Origin of the sequence: Enhygromyxa salina (assembly GCF_002994635.1) — a bacterium.
In the GTDB taxonomy this organism is placed as follows: Bacteria; Myxococcota_A; Polyangia; order Nannocystales; family Nannocystaceae; genus Plesiocystis; species Plesiocystis salina_B.
The window spans coordinates 56,421-73,193 of sequence record NZ_PVNL01000077.1 but is presented as its reverse complement, the minus strand read 5'-3'; the positions used below and the strand labels follow the sequence as shown (position 1 = coordinate 73,193).

General features: G+C 68.1%; 14 protein-coding genes. 9 read left to right on the top strand and 5 right to left on the bottom strand.

Features of this window, described 5'->3' with window-relative positions:
* Nucleotides 1-5: 5 nt before the first annotated feature.
* Entirely contained in the window at nt 6-611 is a 606-nt protein-coding gene (locus tag ENSA7_RS20245) for an energy transducer TonB (protein ID WP_146157912.1), read from the bottom strand.
* A gap of 174 nt (nt 612-785) precedes the next feature.
* Between ENSA7_RS20245 and ENSA7_RS20240 the strand changes: the two genes are divergently transcribed.
* The 6 genes from ENSA7_RS20240 to ENSA7_RS20210 all read left to right on the top strand — a co-directional run bounded on the left by ENSA7_RS20240 (nt 786) and on the right by ENSA7_RS20210 (nt 6,728).
* On the top strand, nt 786-1,127 hold the full coding sequence (locus ENSA7_RS20240) for an antibiotic biosynthesis monooxygenase family protein (RefSeq protein WP_106090958.1): 342 nt from the start codon (nt 786-788) through the stop codon (nt 1,125-1,127).
* A 192-nt stretch (nt 1,128-1,319) separates the two neighbouring features.
* Nucleotides 1,320-2,684, top strand: coding sequence for a hypothetical protein (locus ENSA7_RS20230; RefSeq protein WP_146157911.1), 1,365 nt, complete (start codon nt 1,320-1,322; stop codon nt 2,682-2,684).
* Nucleotides 2,677-3,735, top strand: a complete 1,059-nt coding sequence (locus ENSA7_RS20225) for a PAAR-like domain-containing protein (protein WP_106090955.1) — start codon at nt 2,677-2,679, stop codon at nt 3,733-3,735. The genes ENSA7_RS20230 and ENSA7_RS20225 overlap by 8 nt, the downstream gene beginning before the upstream one ends.
* A gap of 4 nt (nt 3,736-3,739) precedes the next feature.
* Nucleotides 3,740-4,612, top strand: coding sequence for a hypothetical protein (locus ENSA7_RS20220; RefSeq protein ID WP_106090954.1), 873 nt, complete (start codon nt 3,740-3,742; stop codon nt 4,610-4,612).
* On the top strand, nt 4,609-5,637 hold the full coding sequence (locus tag ENSA7_RS20215; protein WP_106090953.1) for a hypothetical protein: 1,029 nt from the start codon (nt 4,609-4,611) through the stop codon (nt 5,635-5,637). The genes ENSA7_RS20220 and ENSA7_RS20215 overlap by 4 nt, the downstream gene beginning before the upstream one ends.
* Nucleotides 5,631-6,728 carry a DUF2169 family type VI secretion system accessory protein gene (locus ENSA7_RS20210; RefSeq protein ID WP_106090952.1) on the top strand — a complete coding sequence of 366 codons (1,098 nt, stop codon included), beginning with the start codon at nt 5,631-5,633 and terminating at the stop codon, nt 6,726-6,728. Before ENSA7_RS20215 ends, ENSA7_RS20210 begins: the two co-directional genes overlap by 7 nt.
* A 2-nt stretch (nt 6,729-6,730) precedes the next feature.
* Here ENSA7_RS20210 and ENSA7_RS20205 read toward each other — a convergent pair whose 3' ends face one another.
* Together ENSA7_RS20205 and ENSA7_RS20200 are read right to left on the bottom strand one after the other, a co-directional pair.
* Nucleotides 6,731-7,702, bottom strand: a complete 972-nt coding sequence (locus ENSA7_RS20205; RefSeq protein WP_106090951.1) for a hypothetical protein — start codon at nt 7,700-7,702, stop codon at nt 6,731-6,733.
* A 165-nt stretch (nt 7,703-7,867) separates the two neighbouring features.
* On the bottom strand, nt 7,868-9,229 hold the full coding sequence (locus ENSA7_RS20200) for a hypothetical protein (protein WP_106090950.1): 1,362 nt from the start codon (nt 9,227-9,229) through the stop codon (nt 7,868-7,870).
* 37 nt (nt 9,230-9,266) lie between these two features.
* On the opposite strand from ENSA7_RS20200, the gene ENSA7_RS20195 reads away from it, so the two are divergent.
* Nucleotides 9,267-9,743 (top strand): hypothetical protein, encoded by a 477-nt coding sequence (locus tag ENSA7_RS20195; protein ID WP_106090949.1) that lies wholly within the window; start codon nt 9,267-9,269, stop codon nt 9,741-9,743.
* On the opposite strand, the gene ENSA7_RS20190 is transcribed toward ENSA7_RS20195, so the two are convergent.
* Together ENSA7_RS20190 and ENSA7_RS20185 are read right to left on the bottom strand one after the other, a co-directional pair.
* Complete coding sequence (locus ENSA7_RS20190; protein WP_146157910.1) at nt 9,740-10,402, bottom strand: jacalin family lectin; 663 nt, start codon at nt 10,400-10,402, stop codon at nt 9,740-9,742. The two genes, ENSA7_RS20195 and ENSA7_RS20190, sit on opposite strands and share 4 nt — an antisense overlap.
* Before the next feature lie 153 nt (nt 10,403-10,555).
* Entirely contained in the window at nt 10,556-12,373 is a 1,818-nt protein-coding gene (locus ENSA7_RS20185; protein ID WP_106090947.1) for a M20/M25/M40 family metallo-hydrolase, read from the bottom strand.
* Nucleotides 12,374-12,564: 191 nt separating this feature from the next.
* Between ENSA7_RS20185 and ENSA7_RS20180 the strand changes: the two genes are divergently transcribed.
* Nucleotides 12,565-15,219 carry a serine/threonine-protein kinase gene (locus ENSA7_RS20180; RefSeq protein WP_181233933.1) on the top strand — a complete coding sequence of 885 codons (2,655 nt, stop codon included), beginning with the start codon at nt 12,565-12,567 and terminating at the stop codon, nt 15,217-15,219.
* Between the two features lie 5 nt (nt 15,220-15,224).
* A complete protein-coding gene (locus ENSA7_RS20175) occupies nt 15,225-16,640 on the top strand; it encodes a sigma 54-interacting transcriptional regulator (RefSeq protein WP_106090945.1) in 1,416 nt (471 codons plus the stop codon).
* The last annotated feature ends 133 nt before the right edge of the window (nt 16,641-16,773 follow it).

The window sequence follows — 16,773 nt, the reverse complement described above, 5'->3', positions numbered from 1 at the left end:
TCGAGTCACTTGAACTTCAACTTGAAGGTCTTCTCGCTGCAGGCCTTGATGGCTTTCCCGTCGACCGTAAAAGGCTCGAAGCGCCAGGTCGCGACGGTGTCGCGCAGAATCTGGTCGATCATCGGATCACCGGGAAATTTCTGAGCCGTGTGGATATCCGAAGTCTCACCAGTAACATCCACGCAGAACGCAACGACCGTTGTCCCGTCGGCCTTGTCGAACCGCGCGGCCTTGGTCTGTTGCAGCGCCGCTGGATCCGGATTTGGGACCGAGATCGCGATGTTCATCAATTTGCTCAGCGGCTGCATCGAGTGCTCCCCGCTCGGCGGAGGGGGCGGCGGCGATGGCTCGGCGTCCGCCCCTGCGAGCTCGAACGGCTGACACCCGATCATGTCCATGAAATCGTCCGCAGCCATCACGCACTGCACGCGGCGGCGATGCTCGACGGGATCGACGCTCTGACGCGCGGTGTCGAGGTCGGCGACACACCTGGCCTCGACCATGGCCCGCCCGTCGGCGCTGAGCTTCGAGGTCTCGTCGAGGCCCCGAGCGAAAGTGTCGACGAAGTGGACGCAGACCTCCTCGGTGCTGGGCTCCACGGACGGCGACACCGAGCTGGAGCTCCTCGCCGAGTCGTCGGCGACCGGGTCGGGCGATCGCGAAGCTTGGCTCGCGCAGCCGAGCGCAAAGGTCCCCGCGGCTGCGAGCGAGATGAGAGAGCGTTGGCGGCTTGGCACCCCCGCATGCTACGTCAGCCGAGCTGAAAACAGCTAAACTGGAGCGGCATGAGCTCAGTCTGCGTCATCAACGCCATCGAGGTTCCCAGCCACATGGTCCAAGTCGCGCTCGACGTGCGCGACCAGTATATCGCCTACTTCAAGACCAAAGCGGGATTTGTCTCGTCCACGTTCTACCGGGCGATCGACGACGGCTCTGCGTACACCTACATCAACGTGGTGGTGTGGGCCTCGCAGGCGCACTTCGAGGCCGTCGTGAATCAAGGGTTCAGCGACGCCGAAGGCGAGAACGAAGACGGGATGAAGGTGCTTGGGCGGGGCTTTCCGGCCCCGATCGTCGTGCATCCCGGGCGCTATGAGATCATTCGCTCTGATGTCGCGACGAGCTGAGCACGATCGTAGCATTCAGCGAGACCTGCGGCGTCCGCCATCACGCCGCAACTTCTTTGGTCACCGAATCCCGAGCTCGACATGATCCCGTCTCTATCCCATGCGGGCACCAGGTCAGGCCGTGCTCATCGGCGCGGCAGCCTCGTTGGGCCCGGGAGTTACACTGTCGCTGTCGGCCTGGTATCATGGCCGATGCCCGCGGCACGCTCGCTCTCCCGGAGCCCACTTTGGCCGGTCGTCGAGCGGCACCTCGATGAGCTCGAGGCAACCCTCGAGGCGTGGCACGACGGGCTCGACGCTCCCGACTTCAACCTGGGTGGGCTCGCCGAGCTGCTCGAGTCGCGGGTCGAGCTCCACCTCGACGGCTTGCGCGTCGCTGGCCCAGCCGCGCTCGAGCCCGTCATCTGGCCGATGTTCTTCTCGATGTTCGAGACCGCCGACGAGTCGCGTGCCGCCGCGGCGAGCTTGGCCGTGTTGACGCTCGCGCCAACATCGGCGTGGGGCCCGCTGTTGGACGCACTGGGTGGCAACGACGACGCGCTCACATCGGGGGTCACGCGGGCGCTCTGCCTCGCGCAGCCGGCCGGGCTCGACGGCTGGTTGCAAACCCAGATCGCTGCCCCCGAGTCGGAGGCTCAGCCACACAGACTCGCCGGCTTGGTCCGGGCGCTCGCCGATCGGGGTGGGAGTCCGCGCGAGCTCACCACTTTGCTCACGCGGCCCGAGCCCGAGCTGTTGGGCGCGGCTGCCTACGCGGCTCGCCACGCCCGCGACCCGGCCAGCGCTCACGCGTTGGCGGCACTACTTGATCATCAGGATCCGCGGGTCCGCGCCGAGGCGATCGAGAGCGGGCTGATCCGGCAGCAACGCAGCGCGTGGGCGGCCGCCCAAGCTATGGCCTTCGAGCAACACGACCCGAGCACGCGGCGGCGGGCGCTGACCTGGGTCGCCGCGATCGGCGATATCGAGCTTCACGAGCGCTTGCTTGCGCGGTTGGGGGCCTGCGGCGACGCGCTCGAGCTCGCCGACCTGCTGTGGGCTGCGAGTGTCTGTGGCCGTCCCGCCGCGGTCGACCTCGCGCTGGCGCACTTGGGTGACGCAAAGCTCGGTCCGCTGGCTGGTGAAGTCATCTGTGCGATCACTGGGCTGACGGGCGAAGAAGAGCAGCTGTGGCAGGATCGCCCGCTGGCGGAGGACGGCTTGCCACCGCTCGCGCTCGACGATCTCGACGCCGATCTCACCCTGAGCTCCGACGATCTGCTGCCGATGCCCGAACCGGTCGCGCTCGCTCAGTGGTGGACCCAGCGACGCGCGGACTTGCTATCCGCGCCCCGCCTGCTCGCGGGCCAGCCGTGGTCGTCATCCAACTTGCTCGAGCAACTTCGCCACGGGCCGCTGCGGCGCAACCATGCGCTCGGGCTCGAGCTCGCGGTCCGCAGCGCGGGGCTCGCTCAGGTGAACACCCGAACCTGGGTGGCCCAGCAAGTCCGGGCGCTGGGTGCGACCTCGAGCGACACGATTACTCTGGTCCGAGGGTTGGGAGTGCAAGATGGCTAAAGTCTACGCGAACGGACGCGAGGTGCTCAGCAAGGGCGATCACGGCAAGGTCACCGGGGCGTTTCCTGACGTGTGCAACAGCCCACCTGGGCCACCCGCGGGTCCCGTGCCCGTCCCCTACACGCTCAGCTCGAGCGCGCGCGATCTGAAGAAGGGCAGCAAGCGGGTCAAGATCGGGGGCAAGCCCGTGGGGTTGCGGGACCAGTCCTTTCTCGCAACGTCACCGCTTGGGAACGAGCCCGCGACCAAGAGTTTTGGCGCGAACTTGGTGACGCATCAGATCACGGGAAAGACGTACTTTGGCAGCTGGTCACTGGATGTCGAGGTCGAGGGCAAGGGGGTGATTCGGCATCACGACCTGGCGACGTCGAACCACGGGAGCTATCCGGGGGGGACGCCCCCGCTGCCGAACTTGTCCGAGGCTCACGCCCTCGCGCTCAAGCGAGTGAAAGACAAGCAGTGCCCCTGCTGTGGCGAGCAGTCGTGTCCCGCGGCGTTTCAGGAAGGGCAAGAACCCCTGACGATGCGGGAGGCGATGGGGATGGAGCCCGGGCGGGACAACTACAGGCCGAAGCGAGCCGAGGAGCTTGGAATTCTGCGGATGACCAAGAAGAATTTTTGTACCTGCACCGGGAAGGTGTTCCCGTCGCCGCCCTGTGACGTGTTTCGGGAGCCGGATAAAGAGCGACACGATCAGATTGAGGCGAAATGGAACGCCTACCGAGAAAAATACTGCGATTGGCACGCCAAGCACTACCACCGCCCGCTGCTCACCGGCACCGACTTGTTCGGGATGTTCATGGCCTCACATTCACCGGTGCAGCAAGCGGCCATGCTGGCGTCTACAAAGCTACCCAAAGCGCAGCAGACGTCTCACGTAGCCAAGGTATTCGAAAAGCTGCAAACCGACTCGAAGAAGCTCGCGCGCATAAACCATCTGACGCCGAAAGAGTATGGCGGTTGCCCCACGAACCATGATAACCTTCAGCCCCAACAAACCCTGTGCGTCGATTGCCAGTCCATCGACCAATTGATGACGGACAACTGGTAAAACCATGTATCCCGGACAAGAGACAATCGCCGTTGACTGGAAGTTTCGTGGCTACTTCACGCCCGCGCTGTGGTCACCCCAGCGGCAGGACCAGTATTGCCGCGCCGAGTGGGACATCATCCGTCGCCACTTCGGCGCAGCACGCTCCGGCCAGTTTCAGCAACTCGACACACTACTGGAGTCAAAGCTGTCGCTCAACAATCCGCTGACCAACGAGACGGCAACGTTTCTGCTCGGCGACGCCGGCACGGACGCGCAGCACGAGGCCATCATGGCTTGGATCGATGACGCCCCGCCCTTCGGCGCTGCGGCTGAGCTTTGCGACAGCCTCGCTGTCTGGGGCCGCCTCGCTGCTGTCGAACACATTCACCTCAACTATAACCACAATACATTTCGGAAACCTCCCGGGGAGTACGAGGTTGCCCTCGAAGCCATGGAGCACCCTGCCTACTTCACGACCATGCTCGAGCCAGAGTGGGGCCCTCTCGCCAGGGCTCCCAATGGTGATGGCGACGCCATCGCCGTCTACGAAGACTACGACAAGCGCGTCCACGCCGCCTACGAAGAAGTCCTCGCCAAGGTCGGCGACGAGAACACAATCGTAGTATTCGGCGAGACCTTCGGCGTCCGCCAGCTAGCCGAGCGCCTACTCGATCACCTCGGCGACAGCGGCTACGAAAAAATGATGCAGCCGTTCTTCCGCCGCCGATTCGAGGCATCGACGGGCATCGATTGCTCGTTTTTCTACCAAAAGCGCAACTTCCAGGCGCTGACAGTCGCCGCCCGCATCGAAGCATGGCTCGACAGTGAGGACGCGCAGCGCTACGAGCTCGGCGCTCGCTACTTCTTCGGTCACCGGATCCCGAGTACGACATGAAGCCGGTCTCGATCGTCGCCACCGGCCTCGTCAGCGCCGTCGGGATCGGCAGCGCGCCAGCCTGCGCCGCCATGCGAGCGAGCATCAACGCGTTCACCGAGATCCGCTATCACACGGACAGCCGGGCGATCATCGGCGCTCCGGTACCCCTGCTCGAGCCGGAGCGGCCGGCGATCGAGCGGGCGGCGGCGTTACTCACCACCGCGATGGAGGAGCTCGCCGAGCACGTCACCCGCGAAGACCGGTCCAGCTTGGCGGTGATTGTCGCTTGCTGTGAGCCCGATCGGCCCGTGATCGACGAGGGACGCGCGCGATGGCTGGGCACGGTCGCGGCGGGTGCCCTGGGGGACGGGCCGCAGCCGCGGGTGGTCCACGTGTTACGCGGTGGCCCACCTGCTGGCTTTCGCGCGCTGGCGCTCGCGCGCGAGCTCCTCATTCAGGGCCAGGTCGGCGCCGCGATCGTGTGCGCGACAGACTCGCTCTTCGACGGGCGCTCGCTGGCATGGCTCGCGGATCGCCGGCCGCTGCGAACGACCTTGGGTAGCGATGGCACGATCCCCGGCGAGGCCGGAGCGGCGCTGCTCGTGCGAGCGACCCAAGGCCGCACACCGCAGCTGCAGTTGATCGGTCTGGGCTTCGGCGACGAACCATCGATTCGCTCGGGCGCGCCCTTGCGGGCTGACGGCTTGGTCGCAGCCATGCGCATGGCGCTGACGGAGGCCGGCCTTGGCATGCACGACATCGCCCTACGTCAGGCCCACGGTGCCAGCGGTGCGCTCGAGTTCAAAGAGCACATCCTCGCCCTCACGCGATTGTTGCGTGTTCGCGTCGAGTCAATGCCGATCTGGCTCATCGCCGAGACATTGGGCGATGTCGGGACCAGCGCTGGCCTCGTACAGATCACCCGCGCCCATCAAGCCCTGCTTCGCGGGTATCTGCCCGGGCCGGTCATTCTGTGCACCGCCGGGGACCATCACGGTGAACGATCCGCGCTGGTCGTGCGCGCCCACGGGGCTCCATGCTGATCCGCACCGCGTTGCGTGGACCCGTCGACTACACGATCACCGTGGATCCCGACGGACGCGATCGACTGGTGGTCGTCGCCAAGCAGAGCTACGAGCTCGTCCACCAGGGCAGCCAGGCGAACCTGCTCCCACGCGCGGCTCGAGCCCCGCTGCTCGAGGTTGACCGCTTCGCCGACGATCCCGCCAGCTCGCCGTTGATCGCAGAGAATGACTACGCCGCCTACAAGCCGCGCTGTGACGTGCTCGTCCACGGCTCCGCCCACGCGCCTGGCGGCCGCGCCTGCCAAACTTGCGAGGTCGAGGTCCGCGTCGGCAACTGGCGAAAAGCGATCCGCGTGCACGGAGATCGCGTGTGGACCGGTGGGATCGGCGGCGCCAACCTGAGCCCGCCGGTCCCATTCGAGCGCACGCCGATCAGCTATGATCGGGCGTTCGGGGGCACGCGGGAGGATCCCCACAATCCCGGCAGCTTCGACGCGCTGCGAGAGAACCCGGTTGGTGTCGGGTATGAGCCATTCGCCCGCGGCGCGGCGTTGGATGGCCTCCGCGCGCCGAATTGCGAGTACCCCGATCATCCGGTGCGCTCGCCGAGGACCCGTCACCGGCCGGCAGCCCTGGGCCCGATCGGCCGCAGCTGGTTGCCTCGCGCACCGCTGGCCGGCACCTACGATCAGCGCTGGCTCGATCAGGACTTTCCGTTTCTGCCTGCCGACTTCAGCTGGGATTTTCTGCAAGCCGCGCCGTCGGATCAACAGATCGCCTGGCCCAGCGGCGGCGAGCCGTGCGTGCTGGTCAACCTCACCCCAACGGGCCTGTCTCGCTTTTCGCTGCCGCCGACGCACATGCCCGTGGAATTCATCCGCGCTGACAACAGTCGGGTCGAGACCTCCGCGCCAATGGACACACTGGTGATCGACACGGATCGCGGGCAGCTGAGCATGACCTGGCGGGCCTCACTGTCGCTCGCACGCGGCCTCGACGAGGTGTGCGAGGTTGTATTTGGCCCGATGCCCCCGAGCTGGTCGCGCGCCCGCGAGCAAGGGAAGACGTACTATCGCTCGCTCGGAGAGTTCCTGGCTTCGCGCCGGTGAGCTCAGTCTGGCTCGACCTCGTTCGGCAGCACGACGATCGGATCCGGCTTATCCGGACCCGCCACATACTCGCGCCCGCCATGGGTCCCGTCACTGTAAGGCGGCACCCACTGTTGATAGCCCTCCTCCCCACGCACCAGGTTGTCGAGCCCAACCTTCGCGACCAGCGCAACCACATTACAATGCCCGATCATCGCGCCCGACCTGGCCCCGCGGCGACCGAGGTAGGCGAGCTCGGGGTTCTGCGAGTAGTCGTAGTCGTAGCACGTGGTCTGCTCGCCACACACGGGCGCGGGGCTGCGCCAGGGCCCGCCCTCGAAGGACGCCGAGCAGTCGTCGGGGGGCGACGCAGTGTGGCGATAGATGAACGCCTTGCTCACGCTGTCGGGGATCACCAGCGTCTCGACCTCGGCGCCTGGTCCAAACTTCGACGCATAGGGCGTGATCGCGATGAGATGCTGGATCTGCGCGTGAGCAGCGTCCACGTTCGGATCTTCGATGAGCGCGCTGGGGATGTCCTGGCTGACCACGACGCCGCCCGTCGACCAACCAGCCAGGTTGATCGCGCAGCCGGGATCGCCCGCGTCGAGCTTGCCGTCACCGTTGGCGTCGAGGCTGGCGATCATCCCGTCGAGGCCGGCTCGCCAGTTCTCGACGGCCCACACGTTGTCGCAGCGGTCTCCCTCGCAGCGCTGGACCACGCCGTGGCCGCGCGCGCACAGCTCACCGAGATCGCGGTTCGAGTCGCTGTAGATCTCGCCCGGGCCCGCGACGCACAGGGTCCGCTGGCAGCTCTCCTTGTCGGGGCGGCGGATCCGGACGTGGACCCCCGACGGCGCCGGCTTCTTGGCCTTCGCCCGTTGCTTGGGGGTGGGCGCGGGATCCTGGGCGACCACCTTGGAAGGGGGCTTGGGGGCGTCCTTGCAGCCGGCGAGCAGCGGCACCAGACACGATGCGATGATCAGCGTGCGCACGCGGTGGAGCGTACCCGATCTCGTGGCCGCAGCGGGTGCCAGGGCATCGAAGATCTCTACGGCGACAGCGCGGTCACCTCGCGCGCGGGGGACGTTGCCGCGCTCGCGGACTTCACCCTGATGCTTCGTCCGCTGTTCAGCGGGCCCGGAGCTAGAACGGGCGCTCTACTGGCGTGAGCGGGTCAGCGTGCGCAGCTCGAAGGTTGGCCCGGTCGCGCCGGGCTTCTCGTCGGCGCGATAGAAGATCGAGAAATCCAGCGTCTCCGACACGAAGAAGTCGCGCCCGTCGCGAGTGACGGTGTGGGTTGGTCGCAAGCTGCCGTTGTTGATGTAGTGGGCCATGCGCCGCGCCGGCCCGTCGCCGACCATGCCCAGCGGCGTGTGCACGGCCTCGTGGGTGTGACCATAGACAATATAGTGAATCGGCGACCCGGCTTGATGCAGGACCGGCTCTTTGGCCGCATGATCGACGAAGCGCTCGAATGGATCGTAGCTGGCGACCTTGTCGTAGATCGCCAGCGCCAGCTTGGCCTTGCCCATCCACAGGTGCTTGAGCCCCTCGAGCAGCCACTCGATCCGATCGGCCTCGTCGACGGGTGTCCAGACCTTGTCGTGACCCGCGGCCGACAGCCACCACTTGACGTACTCTTGATTCTTGAAGTTGTTGAGCGCGCGCTCGATGCAGGTTGCGAGCAGCTTCTGCTCGATCGGGGTCGAGAAGTGATAGGCCAGCCAGCTGACCAGCGAGGACACCGGGCGCACGTTGTCGATCTGCTGCAGCTTGCGGTTGAACTGCGCGACGAGCTCGGCGGGGGCGTCGGCTCCGCCCTGCATCACGCTGGCCTCGTAGGTCAGGCGAGCGAACAGCTCGGTCGTGATGAGATCCGACATGGGGATGTTGTCGTAGTCCTCGGGCTTGGCCGCGTCGCCCTCGAACGAGTACACGTCCCACTCGTGACCGTGGCGGATGAACACGCCATGGTTCGCGTCGTACCAGGCGTTGGGGAACCGCTGCTCTGCGTTCCAGGGCTGCTCGCGGCCGAGGTCGAGGCCCAGAAAGTCGATCACGCGGGCGCGCAGATCGGGGCTCATGTTGATCATGCGATCCGCGTCGCCAGGCAGGTAGCCGCGGACTGGCTCGACGCCACCAAAGCGATCCGCGAGGCGGTCGCCGAGGATCCCCTTGATCGGCGCGACGTTCTGGTGAGTCATGATCCGCGTGAACAGCTGGACCGCCCGCTGAAGGTACTCGCCGCTGCGCGGCGGCTTGACCTGGGCGGCGTCCTTGGCCGTGTCAAAGTGGCGCCACGGCTTGTGGTCGCCCTGCTCGAACCAAAAGTGGGTGCGTCGCAGCTCGAACACGTTGCCGGCGTAGATGATCTCCACGCGGCTGTGCGGGTTGAAGCGCCGGACCTTGGCGTGCGCCTCGGCGAGCTGATCGAGCAGGTCGTGATAGACCTGGGGCGCGAGGTTGTGGTCACCCGCCGAGCCGTCGGCGAGGTGCATGTCACTGATGACGACGAGCATGGCGGCACCAGCATAACGGATCCGCTACCATCGCCACATGCCCCGCCTGCGCCTGGCCCTGTTGCTCGTCTGCGCCCCAGTGTTGGGAGCCTGCGCGTCGATGCCCCCAGACGCGAAGCTGCTGTGCGGGACCTGGCAGGGCGAGGCCATGAGCGAGCGCTGGTGGGTCGACGGTCGAGATCTTCGCGGCGAGGGCCGGACCCGCGACGACGCTGGTGAGTACCAGCTGATCGAGCGCCTGGCGCTGCGGCATCACAGGCGCGGGCACGTCTACGTCGCGCAGCCAGGCGAGGCCGAGCCGACCGAATTTGCACCGATCGATCCGAGCGAGGCCCGCTACCCGGTCCAGGTCCCGGCGTCGGCCCAGGTCTGGGTGTGGGCCAACTACGAGCACGACTTCCCACAGGAGATCCACTACACGGTGCTCGGCGACCGGCTCGAGACGTCGATCGCCGGTCCGGGCGCGGGCATGGGCTGGAAGCTCGAGCGCAGCCGGCCCTGCGAAACCAACTAGGGATAAATATACGCGCAGAGCAGCTCTTGCCGATCAACGTATATACCCGTCCGTACGTTGATGCGCGCACCCACGTAGTCGCTTGGGCACAGGTCGGCAAAGCTCCCGCCACCACCGCCACCAGCGGCGCTCGTCACATATTCAACACTTCCGTGGGATCGCCAGTTGGCCACGCCAGAGCAGTACAGCCCCAGCCGATCCACGAGCGTGCCGCTACCACCATGAAAGCCGACGATCGCCTGTCCCAACGGACAGATCAGCCGAAATGAGCCGCCCCCCTGTCCACCCAGTGTGCCTGTGTCGTAGGTGGGACCCAGCGAGCCGTTGTCCATCAGATACGCGCATGTGAGCCCGAGCTGGTCGATGTAGATGCCTGACCTCCCGTAAATTCCCACGGCCACGTCACCCGCCCCGCACGCGAGGGTGCCAGGACCACCGCCGCCACCGCCGCGGCCCGGAAGCGTGTAAAAGAGATTCGAGGCGGAGAGCGCGAGAATCCGCTGGGCAGCGTACTCGTGGAGCGACAAGTTGGCGCCGCTCAGATCGTCGCCCGAATGCGCCGTTGCCGGACCAGCAAGGCCCACCGAGACCGCGAGCAACGCGGAGACACAGGTGGCGGTGACCAGCAACTTGCGGTTTGCGCTTTGCGAGCTTTGCATGGGTTCTTCTCCTACGGCCAGACTGCGTGCACTTGCCGATCATGGCCAGCCTCCGCTCCCGTCGGTAGAAACTAAACGCCGCTCTGCATCAGTGAAGCGGGTATTCAGGCGAGGTAAAAAACAACGCGCGCAGCACCCTCCGATCACTACAGCCTATTTCGATCGGGGCGCGGCCGGGGTCAGCTGGCCGGTCTGGGTGGCGCCGTCGCGGGTCCACTCGATCTCGACGGCGACTCCAGGCTCGAGCTCGCCAAAGCAGGCCATATAGTCATCAATGTTGTGAACCGCCCGCGCGCCAATGCGGGTGATCACGTCGCCCTTTTGCAGCCCCGCCGCGGCCGCGGGCCCGCCCTCGCTGACGCCCGAGAGCGCCATGCCGTCGACCTCGCGCCCATAGTCGGGCATCGTCCCCAGCGACACGCGAAACACGGTCCGGCCCATGCTCGCCCGCTCGACCTTCACATAGGTCAGCGACTCACGGCGGTCGAGCAGCGCCAACACGATGCGCCCGGCCAGCTCGCCGACCGCGGCCGCGCCCGCGCTGTCGAGCTTGTCCAGATCGTCGCTGGGCTTGTGATAGTCATCGTGGGCACCCGTGAAGAAGTGCAGCACCGGGACGCCCTCACCGTAGAACGAGGCGTGATCCGAGGGCCCCCAGCCGTCGCTGGTGCCGGCGAGCTTCAGATGGGTGTCGCCGGTCGGGTTGGCGAGCTCGAGCAGCTCGGGCCACTCCTTCGCGGTGCCCGTGCCGTTGAGCGCGAGCGCCTCCTGGTCGCGCAGGCGGCCGACCATGTCGAAGTTGAGCATCGCCAACACCCGCGCACGCTCGGACTTGGGCAGCGCCTCGACCATGTGCTTGCTGCCGAGCAGGCCCATCTCTTCGGCGCCGAAGGTCACGAACACGAGATCGTGGGGGCGCTGCTCGGGGGTGAGCTGGGCCAGCGCGGCCGCGAGCTCGAGCACGACCGCGACGCCCGAGGCGTTGTCGTCGGCGCCGTTGTGGATCGCGTGCTCACCGGGCGCGAGCGAGCTCGAGGTCCCGAGCCCGAGGTGATCCATGTGCGCGCCAATGATCACCCGCTTGCGCGTCTCGGCCGGAGCGCTGCCGGGCAGGACGCCGAGCAGGTTGGCCGTGCTCAGCACGACCGGCTCGATCGGGGTGTGCAGCTCGACCGCGGCCCGACTGCTCGCACCGAGCTTGGGCGCAGCTTGCTTGCCGACCCGCATGGCGTCACGCAGGGCCTCGGTGCCGGCCTTGCCAACGAACACCGCGGGGATCTCGAGCTCGCTGAATTGACCGTGGTTGGCCCAGGGCGCGTCGCTGTTGGGATCCCACAGGACCATGCCCACCGCGCCGCGATCACGGGCGGCGATCAGCTTGCTCTGGGGACGGGTCTTGGCCGGCGGCGCGTGGGGATCAGCGGCGCCGAGCAGCGCCACAGCGATCGCGCCCTCGAGCTCGAGGCCCGCGAAGTCGCCGGGGTCGTCAGCTTCGCCGGGGACGCCGTGGCCGACGAATACCAGGCGGCCGATCACCGCGGTCTCGCCCGTGTCGTGGCCGAACGGAACGATCTCGTGGGTGATGTCTGGGACCCGGCCCCGGGTGGCGCCAAACCGACTGAGCTGGCCATCCCGCAGGCGGGCGCCGTCGCCAACCTCGAAGCGCTGGACGAAGCCGTCGTCGCCGCCAGGCTCGAGCCCGGCTGCTTGCATGCGCTCGATGATCCACGCTTGCACGCGGGCGTCGGCCTCGGTCCCGGGCGCGCGGCCTTGCTGGGCGTCGTCGGCCAGGAAGCCGACGGCCGCGTGGATGTGCTCGGCCGAGAGCTCGGGCGCCGAGGGTTTGGCGGGGGGGAGCTCACGGTCTGCCTGCGAGGGATCGACAGGCGCCGGGGTCGGCTCGGCGCAGGCCGTGAACGACACGAGCGAGGCCGAGAGGGCGAGCAACGAGAGGATCGGGCGGCGACGCATGGCCGGACCTTACCCTCACACGCTCACCGCGAACCAGCGACAGCGCCACGGCCGGTGCGAGCCGTTGCTTGCTATGATCCTTCGTTCTGACCGCTGATCCAACGAAGACCGCGAGCGCGTCGCTCGACGACACCGAGCCGCCCCGGCGCAGCGCCGTGCGCCGCTCGAGGGACGCGCGGGACATGGGGGCCATGGGGGCCATGGGGGCCACCGACGCCCCCGCGGGGCTGGTTCGGCAGCACACGCTGATCGGCCCGTCGACCCGGATCGCACGCTTCGTGATCCTCGACGAGCTCGGTCGCGGCGGGATGGGGATCGTGCACGCCGCCTACGACACCGAGCTCGACCGCCGGGTTGCGATCAAGCTCGTCCACGAGCACGCCGCGGACGACCCCCGCCAGCGGCGGCGGATCCAGGCCGAAGCGCGGGCGCTCGCGCGGCTCAACCACCCCAACGTCGTGCAGATCCATGACGTGGGCGAGCACGACGATCGTGTGTACCTCGCGATGGAGTACGTGATCGGTCAGCCCCTGCGCGCGTGGCAGACCGAGCCACGGACGTGGACCGAGATCATCGCGGTCTATCTGCAGTGCGGTGAAGGCCTGCGCGCGGCTCACCTCGCCGGTCTGATCCACCGGGACTTCAAGCCCGACAACGCGATCTTGGGTGAAGACGGGCGCGTCCGCGTGCTCGATTTTGGGCTCGCGCAGGTCGACGACGAGGGCAGCGAGGGCACGCCACGGATCGTCGGGACCCCCGGTTACATGGCGCCCGAGCTGTTCAGTGGCCACGCCGCCGACGCGCGCTCGGATCAGTTTGCCCTGTGCGCGGCGTTGTTCGAGGCGCTCCACGGCCGTCGCCCGTTCGCGACACAGGTCCCGCAGGGGCCAGCAATTGTCGAGCCGGGCGGCGAGGTTCCCAGTTGGTTGCAGGCGGTGGTCGCCCGCGGGCTATCCGAGGATCCCGAAGCCCGCTGGCCCGACCTCGGCGCGCTGCTGGCCGCGCTGAGCGACGATCCAAGCCGCCGCCGCCGTCGTCGCTGGGGGCTGCTCGCGCTCGTGTCCAGCCTTGGCCTGGCCAGCGTCGCGGCGCTGCGCCTGATCACCCCCGCGGCAGATCCCGAGCCACCGTGTGGCGACGCCGACGAAGCGCTGGTCGGCGTCTGGGATCTGCCGCGCGCGAGCCAGGTTCGTGACGCGCTCCTCAATCGTGAGTCCAGCTACGCCGAGCAAGCATGGCCGCGGATCCAAGCCCACCTCGACGCCTACGCGCGCAGCTGGACGGCGATGCACCGCGACGCGTGCATGGCCCATCAGCGCGGCGAGCAGTCCGACGAGCTGCTGGATCGTCGCATGGCTTGCCTCGCGCATCGCCGGGTCGAGCTCGCGGCGCTGGTCGACGTCCTCGCCAACGCCGATGATGACGTCGTCGAGGCCTCGGTTCGAGCCGCGCTCGGGCTCCCGGACGTGGCGGAGTGCGGTGACTTGGTCGCGCTGCGCATGGAGCTGGCGCCCCCCAGCGACGCCGCGCTGGCGCAGCAGGTCGAGGCCCTCCGCGCGCGCCTGGCTCGGGCCTCGGCGGAGCAGCGAGCGGGCCACTTCGAGTCCGGTCTCGACCTGGGCACCGCTGCGCTCGCCGACGCCGACGCGCTTGGCTATCGCCCGCTGATCGCCGAGGCGCAGCTGCGAGTCGGGTTCTTGCTCGAGTCGCTGGCTCGCTACGCCGATGCCGAGCGCACGCTGATCGACGCGTACCTCGAGGCCGAGGTCTCGCACCACGCGATGGTCCGACTTCACGCTGCCAAGCTGTTGGCGTTTGTGGTCGGGGTTCGGCTCGCGCGCACCGACGACGGGCTGGTCTGGGCACGCAACGCCCAGGCGATCGCGGACGCGATCGGGGCGAGCGGCGAGATCCAGGCCGACCTGCTGACCAGCTTCGGGACCCTAGCGATGCGCCGCGGCGAGGGCGATCGGGCGATAGCGGATCTCAGCCGCGCGGTGCAGCTCTACGAGCGGGAGCTCGGGCCGCTGCATCCACGGGTCTCGGCGGCGCGCCTGAGCCTTGGCGCCGCTTACGGTGAGCGCGACCAGCTCGACCTCGCACGCGGCGAGTTCGAGCGGGTGCTCGCGATCGTGAGCGAGAGCTACGGTGATCGCCACCCGAGCGTCGCCGCGGCGCTCAACAACTTGGGCGCGACCGCGATCCGCCTGGGCGCGATCGATCAGGCCGCCGACGACTTCGAGGCCGCCCTGGATGTCTACGAGGGGACGCTCGGCCTCGAGCACCCGCAGGTCGCCGCCACGCTCAGCAACCTCGGCACTCTCTATATCGCGCTCGACCGGGTCGACGAGGCGGCGGTGATGCTCGAGCGCGCGCTCACGATCCGCGAGCGGACCCTGGCGCCCGGGCACCCACAGATCGCGTACGTGCTCAACAACCTGGGCAACGCCCACGCCCACCGCGGCGAGTTCGCCCAGGCCAGCGACGAGTTCGGCGACGCGCTGACCATGCTCGAGCACACCCTCGGCGATCAGCACCCTTCCTTGATCCACCCGCTGACCGGCAGCGGGAGCGCGCTCGTCGAGCTCGGCCGACACAGCGAAGGGATCGCGCTGCTCGAGCGGGCGCTGGCGCTGGCTGACCAAGCCGACCCAGCGGCCCAGCCCGTCGACCGGGCGCTGACCGAGCTCGCGCTGGGCAAGGCCCGCTGGCAGCTGGGTCACCGAGCCGCGGGCCGCGAGCAAGTCGACCATGCGCTCGAGGTGTTGCGCGCCGCCGGTCCAATCTACACCCACGAAACCGCGCGCGCGCAGGCTTGGAGGGACGCGCAGCTCAGCGCACACTGACGTCGATGGCCGGGTCCGCGACCACCTGCGCCGATCCCAGCACGCTGGGGCTCGGCGCGATCGAGCTGCGCTGGTGCTTGACCGTCGTCCACGCGCGCGACCCCGGGTTGATCGGTCGGCGACGCGTGCTCGGACCCGACGAGCCGCTCGAGCTAGGGCGCGGCTGTGCCGAGCTCGGCGACCGCGTGCTCGAGGATGATCGGATCTCCCGCAGGCACCTGCGCCTCGAGATCATCGACACGCCCGACGTCGGCGAGCGGGTCGAGCTCACGGATCTCGGCAGCCACAACGGCAGCTTCGTCGACGCGCGACGGGTCGAGCACGCGACTGTCGACGCTGGCGCGCTGATCGGCCTGGGCCGGGTGCTGCTGCTGCTGCACCGCGCGCCGCTCGAGCTGCCGCGAGCGCCCGCGCTGCCGGGTCTGGTCGGCTGCGGTTGGTCCCACGCCAAGCTGCTCGAGGCGGTCGACAAGATCGCCACACGGTCGATCACAGTGATGCTGCTGGGGCCGACCGGCGCCGGAAAGTCCGCGCTGGCCGAGGCCATCCACGAGCGCAGCGGTCGCACGGGCCGACTTCATCGGATCCCGTGCGCGACCCAGACCAGCGAAGGTCTGGCCGAGCAGCTTCAGCGCCTCGATCCCGAGTCAACCGTATACCTCGACAGCGTCGGCGAGGCCTCGCCGGGCTCGCAGGCCAGCTTGCTGCCGCTGCTCGAGCTCGACCGCGCTGACGGGCCGCGGATCATCGCCAGCAACCGCACGCCACTCACCGCCTCCGTCGCCGACGGCCGGGTGCGGGCGGATCTGGCGACCCGACTCGAGCGCTGGCTGATCCACGTGCCCCCGCTCGCGTCTCGTCGCGAAGATCTGACGTCGATCGCTCGTCACTTCGCCGAGCGCCACGCGGGTGAGCCACGCGCGCTGCACTTCAAGCTCGCCCGCGCGCTGCTGCTGCACGAGCTCCCCGGCAACCTCCACGAGCTCGAGGCGGTGATCGAGTGCGCGTGCATTGACGCCGAGCCCGACGGCCCCCTGCCCTTGTCGCCACAAGTCCGCGCGCTGCTCGAGCGCGACGGCCCCCCGCGCGAAGCTCGTGGTGGTCCTGGCCTCACGGTCGCGCGCGACGGCAGCTGGTTTTGTCTCACCGGGCACGCGCGGGTCGACATGGGACATCGCCGGCCGCTGACCCGGCTGGTGCGCGCGCTCGCGGAGCATCGCCTGGCTCACCCAGGTCAGTCGCTGGAGCTGCGAGAGCTGCTCGCGCTGGGGTGGCCCGACGAGCACGTGGTCGAGCGCGCGGGCGCCAATCGGGTCTACGTCGCGCTGACGACCCTCCGCAAGCTCGGTCTGCGCGACGTGCTGCAGCGAGACGACCACGGCTACATGTTCGCGCCCGAGCTCGCGCTCGAGATTCGCTAGGCGATCGGCGGCTGGGGTCTGCTTAAGCTCGTTTAAGCCCGAATTAAGCCGCGTTGGGGCAATCGAGCGGTCAGGCTCTCGTCGTAGGCACCACCATGCGCACCCCAACGATTATTTTCAGCTCGGGCGAGGC

Coding starts and splice junctions, on each gene's coding strand:
- ENSA7_RS20210 (WP_106090952.1), top strand. CDS start 5,631: ATGCTGATCCGCACCGCGTTGCGTGGACCCGTCGACTACACGATCACC.
- ENSA7_RS20185 (WP_106090947.1), bottom strand. CDS start 12,373: ATGCGTCGCCGCCCGATCCTCTCGTTGCTCGCCCTCTCGGCCTCGCTC.
- ENSA7_RS20200 (WP_106090950.1), bottom strand. CDS start 9,229: ATGCTCGTCGTCATCAGTGACATGCACCTCGCCGACGGCTCGGCGGGT.
- ENSA7_RS20190 (WP_146157910.1), bottom strand. CDS start 10,402: ATGCAAAGCTCGCAAAGCGCAAACCGCAAGTTGCTGGTCACCGCCACC.
- ENSA7_RS20220 (WP_106090954.1), top strand. CDS start 3,740: ATGTATCCCGGACAAGAGACAATCGCCGTTGACTGGAAGTTTCGTGGC.
- ENSA7_RS20240 (WP_106090958.1), top strand. CDS start 786: ATGAGCTCAGTCTGCGTCATCAACGCCATCGAGGTTCCCAGCCACATG.
- ENSA7_RS20230 (WP_146157911.1), top strand. CDS start 1,320: ATGCCCGCGGCACGCTCGCTCTCCCGGAGCCCACTTTGGCCGGTCGTC.
- ENSA7_RS20180 (WP_181233933.1), top strand. CDS start 12,565: ATGGGGGCCATGGGGGCCACCGACGCCCCCGCGGGGCTGGTTCGGCAG.
- ENSA7_RS20215 (WP_106090953.1), top strand. CDS start 4,609: ATGAAGCCGGTCTCGATCGTCGCCACCGGCCTCGTCAGCGCCGTCGGG.
- ENSA7_RS20175 (WP_106090945.1), top strand. CDS start 15,225: ATGGCCGGGTCCGCGACCACCTGCGCCGATCCCAGCACGCTGGGGCTC.
- ENSA7_RS20225 (WP_106090955.1), top strand. CDS start 2,677: ATGGCTAAAGTCTACGCGAACGGACGCGAGGTGCTCAGCAAGGGCGAT.
- ENSA7_RS20195 (WP_106090949.1), top strand. CDS start 9,267: ATGCCCCGCCTGCGCCTGGCCCTGTTGCTCGTCTGCGCCCCAGTGTTG.